At 69.5% G+C, this 13,422-nt stretch carries 13 protein-coding genes; 8 read left to right on the top strand and 5 right to left on the bottom strand.

Annotated features, from left to right (window positions below; translation table 11 throughout):
* Together HMPREF2886_RS33335 and HMPREF2886_RS14865 are read left to right on the top strand one after the other, a co-directional pair.
* Nucleotides 1–160 (top strand): winged helix-turn-helix domain-containing protein (locus HMPREF2886_RS33335; protein ID WP_031773172.1); only part of this gene is annotated, 160 nt, incomplete at its 5' end.
* On the top strand, nt 139–1,530 hold the full coding sequence (locus HMPREF2886_RS14865; protein ID WP_070747720.1) for a heavy metal sensor histidine kinase: 1,392 nt from the start codon (nt 139–141) through the stop codon (nt 1,528–1,530). The genes HMPREF2886_RS33335 and HMPREF2886_RS14865, both read left to right, overlap by 22 nt.
* Here HMPREF2886_RS14865 and HMPREF2886_RS14860 read toward each other — a convergent pair.
* From HMPREF2886_RS14860 to HMPREF2886_RS14850, 3 genes are all read right to left on the bottom strand, one after another.
* Nucleotides 1,521–2,837, bottom strand: coding sequence for an MFS transporter (locus HMPREF2886_RS14860; RefSeq protein WP_033967926.1), 1,317 nt, complete (start codon nt 2,835–2,837; stop codon nt 1,521–1,523). The two genes, HMPREF2886_RS14865 and HMPREF2886_RS14860, sit on opposite strands and share 10 nt — an antisense overlap.
* Before the next feature lie 219 nt (nt 2,838–3,056).
* Nucleotides 3,057–4,169, bottom strand: coding sequence for a fatty acid desaturase DesB (gene desB / locus HMPREF2886_RS14855; RefSeq protein ID WP_079387622.1), 1,113 nt, complete (start codon nt 4,167–4,169; stop codon nt 3,057–3,059).
* Entirely contained in the window at nt 4,166–5,266 is a 1,101-nt protein-coding gene (locus tag HMPREF2886_RS14850; protein WP_033977114.1) for a ferredoxin reductase, read from the bottom strand. The genes desB and HMPREF2886_RS14850 overlap by 4 nt, the downstream gene beginning before the upstream one ends.
* Before the next feature lie 159 nt (nt 5,267–5,425).
* On the opposite strand from HMPREF2886_RS14850, the gene desT reads away from it, so the two are divergent.
* The 5 genes from desT to HMPREF2886_RS14825 all read left to right on the top strand — a co-directional run bounded on the left by desT (nt 5,426) and on the right by HMPREF2886_RS14825 (nt 8,683).
* Nucleotides 5,426–6,055 (top strand): TetR family transcriptional regulator DesT, encoded by a 630-nt coding sequence (gene desT, locus HMPREF2886_RS14845; protein WP_023132333.1) that lies wholly within the window; start codon nt 5,426–5,428, stop codon nt 6,053–6,055.
* Nucleotides 6,056–6,284: 229 nt separating this feature from the next.
* Nucleotides 6,285–6,788: an urease accessory protein UreE gene (gene ureE, locus HMPREF2886_RS14840; RefSeq protein ID WP_033977113.1), complete on the top strand. Its 504-nt coding sequence runs from the start codon at nt 6,285–6,287 to the stop codon at nt 6,786–6,788.
* Nucleotides 6,785–7,456: an urease accessory protein UreF gene (locus HMPREF2886_RS14835; protein WP_033967922.1), complete on the top strand. Its 672-nt coding sequence runs from the start codon at nt 6,785–6,787 to the stop codon at nt 7,454–7,456. The genes ureE and HMPREF2886_RS14835 overlap by 4 nt, the downstream gene beginning before the upstream one ends.
* A gap of 10 nt (nt 7,457–7,466) precedes the next feature.
* A complete protein-coding gene (ureG, locus tag HMPREF2886_RS14830) occupies nt 7,467–8,081 on the top strand; it encodes an urease accessory protein UreG (RefSeq protein WP_003095530.1) in 615 nt (204 codons plus the stop codon).
* A 29-nt stretch (nt 8,082–8,110) separates the two neighbouring features.
* Nucleotides 8,111–8,683: a HupE/UreJ family protein gene (locus tag HMPREF2886_RS14825; protein WP_033977112.1), complete on the top strand. Its 573-nt coding sequence runs from the start codon at nt 8,111–8,113 to the stop codon at nt 8,681–8,683.
* Nucleotides 8,684–8,697: 14 nt separating this feature from the next.
* Here HMPREF2886_RS14825 and HMPREF2886_RS14820 read toward each other — a convergent pair whose 3' ends face one another.
* Both HMPREF2886_RS14820 and HMPREF2886_RS14815 read right to left on the bottom strand, forming a co-directional pair.
* Complete coding sequence (locus HMPREF2886_RS14820; protein ID WP_033977111.1) at nt 8,698–9,720, bottom strand: FecR domain-containing protein; 1,023 nt, start codon at nt 9,718–9,720, stop codon at nt 8,698–8,700.
* Nucleotides 9,713–10,249, bottom strand: a complete 537-nt coding sequence (locus tag HMPREF2886_RS14815; RefSeq protein ID WP_039027773.1) for a sigma-70 family RNA polymerase sigma factor — start codon at nt 10,247–10,249, stop codon at nt 9,713–9,715. Before HMPREF2886_RS14815 ends, HMPREF2886_RS14820 begins: the two co-directional genes overlap by 8 nt.
* Before the next feature lie 198 nt (nt 10,250–10,447).
* Between HMPREF2886_RS14815 and HMPREF2886_RS14810 the strand changes: the two genes are divergently transcribed.
* Nucleotides 10,448–13,387 carry a TonB-dependent receptor gene (locus HMPREF2886_RS14810; RefSeq protein ID WP_070747717.1) on the top strand — a complete coding sequence of 980 codons (2,940 nt, stop codon included), beginning with the start codon at nt 10,448–10,450 and terminating at the stop codon, nt 13,385–13,387.
* Nucleotides 13,388–13,422 lie beyond the last annotated feature (35 nt).

The raw sequence follows: 13,422 nt of genomic DNA, 5'->3' as shown, positions 1-13,422 counted from the left end.
CTGGGACATGAACTTCGACAGCGACACCAACGTCGTCGACGTGGCGATCAAGCGCCTGCGCGCCAAGGTCGACAATCCCTTCCCGAACAAGCTGATCCATACCGTGCGCGGCATCGGTTACGTCTGCGAGGAGCGCCCGTGCCCGCCCGCCGCTCCCTGACCCTCTACGCGGCGCTGCTGTTCGCCGCGGTGGCGGCGCTGGTGGTCAGCGCGGTCGGCTTCTACCTGTACCGCTCGGTGGAAGAGGCGATGCTGCGGCGCAGCGACGTGATGGTCGCCGGCCGGGTCGAGCACTTCCGCAACCTGCTGCGCGACAACCTCACCCTGGCCGAGCTGAAGGCGCGCCCGCGTCTGTTCGAGAACATGCTCGGCAACGAGCAGGACATCCTGCTCCTCGGCCAGCCCGGCGAGGCGCCGATCGTCGCGGTCAATCCGCGCTACGAACGCCTGCCGTCGCTACGGGTGGTCGCCGCCGGCCAGGGGTTGAATCCGTCCGCCGTGCACGCCGCGCTGACCCACGATGGCATCCCGATGCGCGTGCTCGCCGCCGAGGTCCTGGTCGGCGGCCGCGAGCCGTTGCAGATCACCGCCGCGCACCTGCTGCTGGGCGAGACGCGGATGCTCGCCCAGTACCGCGACCGGGTCATCGCCGCCGTGCTGCTGGCGTTCCTCGGCACCGCCCTGCTCGGCTGGCTGGTCCTGCGCCACGGCCTGCGCCCGCTGCGCACCCTGGCGGCGAAGGTGGCGGAGATCCATCCGACCAGCCTGGATACCCGCCTCGACGTCGCCGCCGCGCCTGCCGAGTTGCAGCAGGTGGCACAGTCGTTCAACGCCATGCTCGAACGCCTCGACGACGGCTACCAGCGCCTGCAGCAGTTCTCCGCCGACCTCGCCCATGAGATCCGCACGCCCATCGGTTCGCTGATGGGCCACGGCCAGGTGGCCCTGCGCCAGCCGCGCAGCAACGAGGAGTACCAGGCGCTGATCGCCTCCAACCAGGAAGAGCTGGAGCGCATCGCGCGGATGGTCGAGAGCATCCTCTTCCTCGCTCGCGCCGACGACGTGCGGGCAGCGGTGGAGCGCAGTCGCCTGGTCCTGGGCGAAGAGCTGCGGCGCCAGGCGGAGTATTTCGAAGGGCTGGCCGAGGAGCGTGGGCTGAGCCTCGACATCCAGGTCAGCGGCCAGCTACGCGCCGACCCGCAACTGTTCCGCCGGGCGCTGAGCAACCTGCTGGCCAACGCCATTCGCTACGCCAGCGCCGACAGCCTGATCGAAGTGCGCGGCCTGCGCCGCTCGGGGGAATTCCTGCTGAGCGTGGAGAACGCCTGCGACAGGCTGCCGGCCGAACCGCTGTCGCGCCTGTTCGACCGCTTCTACCGTGGCGACGCCGCGCGCAGCGACGCCCAGTCCAGCGGTCTCGGCCTGGCCATCGTCCAGGCGATCATGCGCCTGCACGGCGGCCGCGCCGAAGCGAGTGCACCGACCCCGGGACGCATCCGCTTCGACCTGGCGTTCCCGGCTCAGGACTGAGCGGGCGTCTCCCCGGCGTCCGGCTCGCCGTCGGAGCGGCCGATATTCGCCGGCGCCTCCACCACCAGCTCCTCCGGCACTTCCTCGACGCGCGGGTCGAGGGTCGCGGCCATCGGGCTGACCGTGTCCGGCATCGCCACGTGCTGCAAAGGCGCCTCGTCGACCCGGTGGACCCCGGTAACGCGCTTGGGCTGCACCCAGAACACCAGCAGCACCGCGTAGCCGGACACCAACATGTAGAACAGCCCCGGACCGAAGTGGCGCATCAGCGCGCCGGCCACCAACGGACCGATACAGGCGCCGACCCCGTAGGTGGTCAGGAGCATCGCCGACAACGCGACCCGGCGCGGCTGCTCGACGTGGTCGTTGGCCAGCGCCACCGCCAGCGGATAGAGGGTGAACAGCAGCATGCCGGTAACGAACCCGTTGGCCAGCAGCAACCAGTACGGCAGCGTCACCAGCCCCCACATCGGGATCGAGGCCAGGCACAGCAACACCGCATTGCCGCGGATCAGCCAACTGCGGTCGAGGCGGTCGGACAGCCAACCCAGTGGCCACTGCGCACAGAAGCCGGCGACGATGCACATGCCGACGAAGAAACTCGATTGCGAGGCATCCAGGCCGTTGCGGTTGGCGTAGACCGGTGCCAGACCGTAGAAGGCGCCGACCATCAGGCCGGCGATGAAGATGGTGCCCAGCGCCTGCGGTACGCGCTGCCAGAAGAAACGCACTTCCAGCGGCGCGGCGACCAGCTTGGCCGGGTGCACGCGGCGGGTCATGGCCAGCGGGATCAGGCACGAGGCGAAGCAGATGGCGACCAGCAGCAGCGGCTTGTAGTCGAGGGTCGGGCTCAGCGCCAGCAGGCCCTGGCCGAGCACCAGGCCGAGGTCGACGGCGACCATGTAGCCGGCGAACACCTTGCCGCGCTGGTGACTCTCGGCCTGCTCGTTGAGCCAGCTCTCGATCACCATGTACTGGTTCATCATCACCGCGCCGGTAATGAAGCGCAGCAGCAGCCAGACTTCCAGTTGATCGACCAGGGCATGCAGCAGCACGGTCACGGTGGCGATCCCGGCGCAAGCCACGTAGGAGCGGATATGGCCGAAGCTGGCGATCAGCTTGTGTCCGAATTTTCCACCGCAGACCAGGCCGAAGTAGTAGGAGGCCATCAGCCCGCCGACCCACAGGTCGCCTGCGCCTTCCTGGGTCAGGCGCAGGCCGATGTAAGTGGTGAACAGGCCGGAGCCGGCCAGCATGAGCAGGGTGGCGGTGTAGAGCGCGGGAAAGGTGACGAGCGGGCTGAACATGACGGTTCCTGGACGGACGGGCCCCACGGCCGGCATCCGCCGAGCATTGATAGATTCGGGAAGGATCGACGCTGCTGGCCGATCGCGGGCGCAGGCCGTCCTGCGTTCGGCGAGACTCCGACGCCGCGCGGCGGCCAGAAGCCACGTCGCGGCGCACAGGGCGGCATTATCCCCGCTCCGGAGCGGCCCCGCCAAGGGCGCCGCGGGCGTTCCGTCGGCTCAGCCGCGCCCCGCCGGGAGCGGCTCGCGCGGCGGCAGCCGATATACCCAGATGCGCCGCAAGACAGTGAGGAATTGCCGTCCCAGGCGTCCGCTGTTGTAGGTCTGCCCGTAGCGCCGTGCGATTTCGCGGACCTCGCAGGACATCGCGGCGTAGCGACGCGCCGGCAGGTCCGGGTAGAGGTGGTGCTCGATCTGGTGGCTGAGGTTGCCGGTCAGGATGTGGAACAGCGGCCCGCCCTCCAGGTTGCTGGAGCCGCGCAGTTGGCGCAGGTACCAGTGGCCACGGGTCTCCCCCTCCAGCACCGAGGACGGGAAGACCATCGCCTTCTCGGTGAAGTGGCCGCAGAAGATCACCGTGAAGGTCCACAGGTTGCGCAGCACGTTGGCCAGCAGGTTGCCGACGAACACCGCGCCGAAGCCGCCGGCGAACAGGCCGAGAAGCGGGAACAGCAGGTAGTCCTTGGTCCATTGGCGTCCCAGCTTGGCACGCAAGCGGCGTAGCAGCGGCATGAGTTCGGCCTTGTCCAGGCGCCCCTTGGCGTACTTGTCCAGGCGCAGATGCTGGATCGCCACCGCGTACTGGAACAGCAGCGCCTGCAGCGTCACCCACAGCGGTTGCCAGCGGTAGAACGGCTTCCAGCGCTGCTCCGGGAACAGACGCACGACCCCGTAGCCGACGTCGTCGTCCTTGCCCAGCACATTGGTGTAGGTATGGTGGATATGGTTGTGGGTGTGCCGCCAGAAGTCGGACGGCCCGGCGATGTCCCACTCGTAGGCGCGGCCGGCGAATTCCGGATCGTTCATCCAGTCGTACTGGCCGTGCATGACGTTGTGGCCCAGCTCCATGTTCTCGAGGATCTTGCCCAGGCCGAGAAGCAGGCTGCCGAGTAGCCAGGTCGGCGGCAGCCAGCCGAACATCAGCAGCGCCCTGCCGCTCCAGCAGCAGACGCGCACTGCCGCGCGGACCCGGCGGATGTAGCGCGCGTCGTCCGCGCCGAGATCGGCCAGGGTACGCTGGCGCAGGGCGTCGAGTTCGGCGCCGAAGGCCGCCAGTTGTTCCGGGGTCAGTTCGCGGTCGTCGCGCATCGCAGGGCTCGCAGGTCGGTTCACAGGTCCAGCGCCAGGTCGCCGTGGGCGGCGCTGATGCAGAGGCGGATAGGTTGGCCGGGCTCGCTGCATAGCGCGCCGCTGCGCAGGTCGCGCACGCAGCCGCTGAGCAGGACGCAGGTGCAAGTGGCACAGATGCCCTGGCGGCAGCCGTGGGCCGGGCGCAGGCCGTGGGCCTCGGCCTGTTCCAGCAGACTGGCGGCGCTATCGCCGGAGACTTCCCGCTGCGACCGGGCGAAGCGCAGGCGCACTTCGCGCGGCGCCTCCCCGCTGCGCCAACGCGGGACGCTGAAGGATTCCGTCTGCAAGCCGGCGAAGCGTGCCCCCAGTTGCTCGCCCACCGCCTCGACGAAAGCCGCCGGTCCGCAGGCCAAGGCCTGGCTGCGCGCCAGGTCGGCTGCCCAGCCGTCCAGGTGGCGCGCCTGGAGATGCCCCTCCAGGCAGCCGTCGGCCCGCGCCCCGCGGGTCAGGCTCCAGCGCAATTCCAGGTTCGGGTGGCGCGCCGCCAGCGCCTCCAGCTCGCCGAGCCAGGCGCGCTGGCCGGGATGACGGACGTAGTGCAGCCACAGCACGGGACCGCGATAGCCGTTCTCCAGCGCCTCGCGGAGCAGGCCGAGCAAGGGCGTCAGGCCGCTGCCGGCGGCCAGCAGGCAGACCGCCTCGGCCTGCATCGGCCAGCGCAGATCGCCTTGCGCGGGCTGCAACTCGACACGCTGGCCGACCGCCAGGTGTTCGCACAACCAGGGCGAGAGCAGCCCGTCCGGGTGACGCTTGACGGCGATTTCCAGGCGCTCGCCGACCACCCGGGTCAGGCTGTAGCTGCGCCCGACCCGCACCCCGTCGCGCTCCGCCAGCAGCTGGATGTGCTGGCCCGGCCGCGCCGGCGGCCAGCCGGGGGCGGTACGCAGGGCCAGGGCGAGCATATCGTCGGCCACCCAGTAGCGTGCCTCGACCCGCGCATAGTGGCGGTTCAGCGACGCCAGCGGATGGGCGTGGCGCAGCAGGCCGTCGACATCGGCCTCACGCAGCCAGCCACGGGCGGCGAGACGGCGCAGGGGTGCGAGCAAGGGGGTCAGGAGAGCGAGGGGAAGCAAGGCCATGGAGAATATTTCAGTGAACGATTGTTCACAACAACTTTGCCCGTTCCGCGCAATCGAGTCAACAAGCGTTCACTGATGTATCCTTCGATCGCTGCCGTCCCCGGTTCGACCGGGTCGCGGGGCTTTTGCTACAGTCGCCGGTCCGCCAAAGGAAGCCGTATGTCCTCACCCCGCGCCGAACAGAAACAGCAGACCCGCCACGCGCTGATGAGCGCCGCGCGCCACCTGATGGAAAGCGGGCGCGGCTTCGGCAGCCTCAGCCTGCGCGAAGTGACGCGCGCCGCCGGCATCGTCCCGGCCGGCTTCTACCGGCACTTCAGCGACATGGACCAGCTCGGCCTGGCGCTGGTCGCCGAGGTCGACGAGACCTTCCGCGCCACCCTGCGCGCGGTGCGCCGCAACGAGTTCGAACTGGGCGGGCTGATCGACGCCTCGGTGCGCATCTTCCTCGACGCGGTCGGCGCCAACCGCTCGCAGTTCCTCTTCCTCGCCCGCGAGCAATACGGCGGCTCGTTGCCGATCCGCCAGGCCATCGCCAACCTGCGCCAGCGCATCACCGACGACCTGGCCGCCGACCTGGCGCTGCTGAACAAGATGCCGCACCTCGACGGCGCGGCCCTCGACGTATTCGCCGACCTGGTGGTGAAGACCGTCTTCGCCACCCTTCCGGAGCTGATCGACCCACCCGCCGCCGATCTGCCGCCGCATCTGATGCCGGCCGCGAAGATCACCCACCAGCTGCGTTTCATCATGATCGGCGGCAAGCACTGGCACGGCCTGCCCGGCTGACCCCGCACCTCCCCAGCGGATCTCCGGCTCGGCGTTCGTCCGCGGACTAGACGCGCGCGCACCTTTCCGGTGCGGCAAAAAAGTCGTTGCGCACCAACCTGGCGCGCTGCAATATTTTGTTACATCCCTATGGCCCCGTTTTCCCGGTACAGGCGTCCCGCATCGACCTGGCAAGGCCCTTGCTGGTGCTTGTTGTGATCCCTTTCCTGTCGCATTGCGGAAACTGCCCATGCTGGTCATCCACCAACGCCTGCCCGCTCGCCCGCCCCGCTGGGACGAAGAACTCCACCTGACCTACGAGGCGCGCAGCAAGAGCCGCCTGCGCTGCTTCGCGGCGAGCGGCGAGGAGGTCGGCCTGTTCCTCGAGCGCGGCCAGCCGCCGCTGGCCGACGGCGACTGCCTGGAGGCCCGCGACGGTCGCCTGGTGCGAGTCGTCGCCCGGCCCGAACGTCTGCTCCACGTCACCTGCGCCAGCCCGCTGGAACTGACCCGCGCCGCCTACCACCTGGGCAACCGCCACGTCGCCCTGCAGGTCGGCGACGGCTGGTTGCGCCTGCTCGACGACTACGTGCTGAAAGCCATGCTCGAACAGCTCGGCGCCACGGTGGAGGCCATCGAGGCGCCGTTCCAGCCGGAGCACGGCGCCTACGGCGGAGGCCACCACCACTCGCACCATGGCGAGGCGGAGTTCAACTACGCGCCGCGCCTGCACCAGTTCGGCGGGCGCCGGTGAACAGCATCTGGGCGCGCCTGCGCCTGGCCAGTTCGCAGTTGCCGATCGGCGGATACAGCTATTCCCAGGGCCTGGAGGCGGCCCTCGACAATGGCTGGGTGCGCGACGCCGAGAGCGCGCGGACCTGGCTGGTCGACCAGTTGCAACTGAACCTGGCGCGCTTCGAGGCGCCGCTGCTGGCCGGCCTGCTGCGCGCCGCGCTGGTCGGCGACTGGGCCGCCTGCGATGCGGCCAGCGAACGCCATAGGGCCAGCCGCGAGACCCGCGAGCTGGCCCACGAGAGCCGGCAGATGGGCTTTTCCCTGCGCCAATTGCTGGAAGCCCTGCCCGAGCTCGACGCTCCCGGCCGCGCCTGGCTGGCTCGCCAGGACCCGCCCAATCTCGCCGCCGCCTGGGCGATGGCCGCGCGCGCCTGGCGCCTGGACGCCGAGGAGGCGCTCAGTGCCTGGTTCTGGAGCTGGCTGGAAAACCAGTTGGCGGTGCTGATGAAAACCCTGCCGCTCGGCCAACTGGCCGCGCAGAAACTTGCTTCCAGCCTGCTACCGGAACTCGACCGCGCCTGCGCCGAGGCGCTGCGACGGCCCGCCGTCGAGGGCAGCGCCGCGTTCGGCCTGGCGCTGGCCAGCATGACCCACGAAACCCAGTACAGCCGTCTGTTCCGTTCCTAGGAGAAACCCCATGACATCCCAACCCCTGCGTGTCGGCATCGGCGGTCCGGTGGGCTCCGGCAAGACCGCCCTGACCCTGGCCCTGTGTCGCGAACTGCGCGAGCGCTACAACCTCGCGGTGGTCACCAACGATATCTATACCCAGGAAGACGCGGAGTTCCTGGTGCGCAACGAGGCCCTCGCCCCCGAGCGGATCATCGGCGTGGAAACCGGCGGCTGCCCGCACACGGCGATCCGCGAGGACGCCTCGATCAACCTGGAGGCGGTGGACCAGCTCAACCGGCGCTTCCCCGGCCTCGAACTGATCCTGGTGGAATCCGGCGGCGACAACCTGTCGGCCACCTTCAGCCCCGAGCTGTCCGACCTGACCCTCTACGTGATCGACGTTTCCGCCGGCGACAAGATCCCGCGCAAGGGCGGCCCCGGGATCTGCAAGTCGGACCTGCTGGTGATCAACAAGATCGACCTGGCGCCGCTGGTCGGCGCCTCCCTCGATGTGATGGACCGGGACGCCCGGCGCATGCGCGGCGACAAGCCGTTCGTGTTCAGCAACCAGAAGACCGGCCAGGGCCTGGACGAAATCATCGCCTTCATCGAGCGCCAGGGCCTGCTGACCGCCGCCTGACGCCACCTCGCAACGACAAGGAACCGCCAATGAAACTGCCCAAGCTGCTCGCCACCCTCGCCCTGCTCGCCGCGCCGGCGCTGGCCTTCGCCCATCCTGGCCACGGCGAACACGGCCTGGTCGCCGGCCTCGCCCATCCGCTCACCGGCCTCGACCACCTGCTGGCGATGTTCGCCGTCGGCCTCTGGGCCGCCCAGCAACAGGGCGCCGCGCGCCTCGCCCTGCCCTGCACCTTCGTCGGCACCATGCTGGTCGGCGGGCTGCTCGGCTTCGAGGGCCTGCAACTGCCATTCATGGAAACCGGCATCGCCGCCTCGGTGCTCGCCCTCGGCCTCTGCGTGGCGCTCGCCGTGCGCCCGCCGCTGCCGCTGGCAATGGCCGCCACCGCGCTGTTCGCCCTGGCCCACGGGGTCGCCCACGGCCTGGAGCTGCCGGACCTCTCCAGCCCCTGGCTGTACGCGCTCGGTTTCGTCGCCGCCACCGCCGCGCTGCACGCCGCCGGCTACGCGCTGGTGCGCTTCCTGCCGCAGGCGGCCGCGCCCCTGGTACGTCTGGCCGGGCTGGCCTCGGCGGGCGCCGGGGTCTGGTTGCTGGCCGGCTGAGCCGCCGCTCCCCCTCAGCGCCTGATCAGCACCCGTCGGCCTTGGTGTACGAGGCGCAGGCCATGGGTCTGCGCCAGCATCGCCAGGGCCAGCGGCAGGTCGTCGACGGGAAAGGTGCCGGAGACCCGAAGCGGGTCCAGCGACGGCTCGCACTCGATGCTCTCGCCGCCGTAGCGCATCAGTTCTCCCGCCCACTGCCGCAGCGGCATGTCGTCGGCCACCAGCAGGCCCTGGCGCCAGGCCAGCGCGGCCTCGCTGGCGGACTCGACGGGAGCGATCCGCTGGCGATCGAAGCGCACCCGCTGGCCAGCCCCGATCACCCGGCCATCCGCCGCGCTCGCGGCGCCCTCCGGACGCACCTGGACCGCGCCTTCGTACACCGCCAGCAATGTCTCCGTGCCTTCGCGTCGAATGCTGAAGGCGGTACCCAGCGCGCGCATCAGGCCCTGTTCGGTGCGCACCAGGAACGGCCGCGGCGGCTCGCGCCGATCCGCCGCGGTGCGGATGTAGATCTCTCCGCGATACAGGCGCAGCAGGCGCTGGCCGGCGTCGTAGCGCACGTCCAGCGCGCTGTCGGTGTTGAGTGCCACCTCGCTGCCATCCTCCAGCCGCAGTTCGCGGCGCTCGCCTACGGCAGTCAGGTAGTCGGCGCCGAAACCGTCGCGCCAGACCTCGGCGCGCCACCCCCACCAGGCCAGCGGCGCAGCGCCGATGAGCAGGGCCAGACCGCGCAGCACGGCGCGCCGGCCGCTCCCGGACGGCCGCTCCAGGGTGCGCCGGGCCAGTGCCGGCGGCAGGCTGCCGATCTTCGCCAGCAGCCGCTCGGCACGCCGCCAGGCACGCTGGTGCTCGGCGCTGCGCAGGCGCCAGGCCTCCAGCTCGGCCTGCTGTGCCGGGGCCAGCGGCCCTTCCTGCATCAGCAACAGCCAGGACGCCGCCTCCCGGAGTACCTGCGGGGCGATCGCCTCGCCGGCCGGCGGGCCGGCGAAGCCCGTTGCGTCGAGCCGCTGCGCGCGTGCGGCAGTGCTGTCAGTCATCGGGCATCAGGCTCAGGCAGGTCAGGTAGCCCTGGTGGATGTATTTCTTCACCGTCGGTAGCGCCACGTTCAGCACCTCGGCGATGTCCTTCTGCCTCATGCCGTCCAGGGTCGCCATCAGGAACGCCCGCTTCACCCGCGGGCGCAGGGTATCGAGCAGCGCGTCGATTTCGTGCAGGGCCTCGACGATCACGCTCTGCTGCTCCGGCGACGCTTGCAGCGGTTCGGGCAGCGAGGCCAGGGTCTCCAGCCAGGCGAGTTCCAGCGACTGCCGACGACGCCAGCTGACCAGCACGCAGTTGGCGATGCGCGTCAGGTAGGCGCGCGGCTGGCGGATCGCTTCGCGCTGCGCGGCGTCGTGGCTGGCGAGGATGCGCAGGAAAGTGTCATGGGCCAGGTCGTCGGCCACCTCGCGCCCCCATGAGCGCAGCCGATAGGCCAGCCAGCCGCGTAGCCAGGCGTGGTTTTCGCGGTACAGCGTGGCGACGCTACCACGGTCGGCGGAAAGGACGGGGCTCGGCGCATTCATCGTCAGGAGTCGCATCGGGCTGGGCTCAAGTGCAAATGAAAACTATTATCACTAATTTGCCACACACCACAATGCCAATCCCGCAAAGGGTTCGCCGGGTGTGAAAAGTTTCTCCGGGAATATCCCTTTTTCGATCTCATGCGACAGAGGGGGTGAGAGCCCGCGAATGACGGGCAGCCATCCCATGAGCGAAGCAGCATGTCCCGAACCCCGCGTTTCCCCCGCCTGTCGCGTCCCCGGTCGCGCCTCTCCCCGATCACCCTGGCCCTGCGCTGCGCGTTGTGCGGCCTGGCCGCGAGCGGCGCCGGCCTGACGGGCACCGCCCTGGCACAGGACACCAGCCAGGTGGCGCCCGGCGGCACCCGCCTGTACGACCCGACACCACGCGACTACCGAATTCCGGCCGGCCCGCTGGGCGCCTCTCTCGGCGCCTTCGCCAGCCGCTCCGGACTGCTCCTGTCGTTCGATCCCGAACTGACCCGCGACCGCAGCGCGCCGGCGCTGAACGGCCGCTACACGGTGCTCGAAGGATTGCAGCGAGTACTGTCGCAGACCGGCCTGCAGGTGCTGGCTGGCTCGTCCGGCGCCTATCTGCTGATCGAGCCGCGCAAGGCCGGGGAGGCGCCGGCCGACCTGTCGCCGGTGGTGGTCTCGGCCGCCGAGCTGGCCGATCCGCAGAAGGACACCTACACCGCGCCGCGCTCCTCGGTGTACCTCTCCAGCGAGGACATCGACCGCTTCGGCCGGGTCTCGGTGGGCGACCTGCTCAAGGGCGTGCCCGGCGTACAGGTCGGCGACAGCCGCAACGGCGGCGCGCTGGACGTGAACATCCGCGGCATCCAGGGGCAGAGCCGGGTGGCGGTGCGGGTCGACGGCGCGGAACAGGCGCTGGACGTCTACCGCGGCTATGCCGGCACCCAGCAGCGCAGCTACATCGACCCCGACCTGATCAGCAGCGTGACGGTCAACAAGGGGCCATCGAACAAGTCCGGGGCGATCGGCGGCACGCTGGACATGCAGACCCTCGGCGTCGACGACATCCTGGTGGACGGCAAGGGCATCGGCGTGCGCCTCACCGGCGACGCCTGGAACAACGGCGTCGCGCCGCAGCACCGCAGCGCCAGTTCGAAGGACGAGGACCTCAGCACGGCGCCGCACGACGATCACGGCAGCCTGTTCGGTTCGCAGGCGAAGTCCGGCAGCGCCGCGTTCGCCTACCGCAACGAACGCCTGGACCTGGTCGCGGCCTACGCGCAGCGCAACCAGGGCAACTATTTCTCCGGCAAGAAGGGCCAGGACCGCTACCGCGTCTACAGCCCCTACGGCAGCGAGGAAAACAGCGTGGCAACGGTCTACAACGCCGGCGAGGAAGTGCTCAACTCCTCGACGGAAACCGAATCGTACCTGCTCAAGGCGACCTGGCGGATCGCCGACGAACACAGCCTCGACCTCGGCTACCGCCGCTACGACGGGCGCACCGGGGAAATCATGCCGTCGGACATCTTCCGCCTCGGCACCGCGGGCATCTACCAGTACCCGCTGAGCGAAGTGAAGATCGACACCTACACCGCGCGCTACCACTACCTGCCCGAAGGCAATCCGCTGCTGGACCTGAACGCCGGCCTGTGGCTGACCGAAGCGAAGACCGACACCCTGACCTCGGTGCTGGCGCCGCGCTCGCAGGCCTATCGCTCCGACCGCAACTGGACCCGCCAGGACAATCGGCGGATCGGCGGCGACCTGAACAACGTCGCGCGCTTCGCGACCGACTACGGCGACTTCAAGCTCGACCTGGGCGGCGCGTTCCAGTTCGAGGACCTCCAGCCGCAGAAAAGCGTGGTCACCACCCTCCACGATATCAACGCCCAGCGCACCCTGCGCGACGGTTCGCGGCAGGAGTACAGCCTCAACGGCAAGCTGGAGTACAAGCCGATCGAGCGGCTGAGCCTGTGGGGCGGCGGCCGCTACAGCCATTTCCGCAGCAAGGACAACGGCATCTCCGCCACGGCGCGGCGCGAGGATCGCGACGTGCGCTTCATCACGGTGAGCAAGCCCGACTACTACGGCTCGATGATGTGGTTCCCCGACCGGAACGGCGAGTACACCGATGCCACCGACCCGCGCCTGCACAACGGCATCGTCAGCGCCAACACCAACAACCCGTTCGAAGGCATTCCCTTCGACGAGATCGGCCCGGCCGACGTGACGGTCTATCCCTCGGCGGTCACCAACGTGGTCACCGGCTACGACTATGCCGGCAAGCGCAGCAGCAGCGGCGGCGGCTTCGCGCCGGCCTTCGGGATCAACTTCGAGCTGGCCCCAAACACCTTCGTCTACGCCTCCTACACCCAGGGCCTGCGCCTGCCGTCGCTGTTCGAGACCAGCCGCGGCACCCTGCAGGTCGAGCCGGGCAAGGACCTCAAGCCCGAGCGTTCGCGCAGCTGGGAGATCGGCGCCAGCGCACTGCGCGAAGGCCTGCTGGCCGAACGCGACTCGGCGGCGATCAAGCTGGCGTACTTCAACAACACCATCAAGAACTACATCACCCGCTACTACGACCCGAGCCCCGGCCTGATGGGCCTGATGACCTTCAGCAACACCGACAGCTACCGCACCAGCGGCCTGGAACTGCAATCGCACTACGACGCGGGCCGGGTATTCGCCGACCTGTCGGCGACCTACTACCTGAAGACCGAGACCTGCGACGCCGCCTTCGCCGCCAAGCTGCGCGCCAGCGCCAACGAGTACCAGCGCACCGCGAACACGCCGAACTGCACGCCGGGCAGCTTCATGGGTTCCTACACCAACACGCAGAACCCGCCACGCTTCTCGGCCAACCTGCTCGCCGGCCTGCGCTTCTTCGACGAGAGCCTGACCCTCGGCGGGCGCATGACCTACACCTCCGGCCCCACCGCGACGGTGGACAAGCCCTGGCAGACCGGCGCCACCACCCCGCAGATCGAGTACCGCTCGGTGCAACTGTTCGACCTGTTCCTCAACTACAAGCTGTTCGAGCACACCGAGCTGAACGCCTCGCTGCAGAACCTCACCGACCGCTACTACCTCGACCCGCTGGCGCAAAGCTTCATGCCCGCCCCAGGGCGTACCCTGCGCGTGGGACTACGGGCGAAGTTCTGAGCCCCCCGGAGAAGCCGCAAGACAGCGTGCGTCAC

Origin of the sequence: Pseudomonas sp. HMSC066A08 (assembly GCF_001813025.1) — a bacterium.
Taxonomy (GTDB): domain Bacteria; phylum Pseudomonadota; class Gammaproteobacteria; order Pseudomonadales; family Pseudomonadaceae; genus Pseudomonas; species Pseudomonas aeruginosa.
The sequence above is the reverse complement of the archived record's forward strand: the minus strand, read 5'-3'. Positions and strand labels throughout refer to the sequence as shown.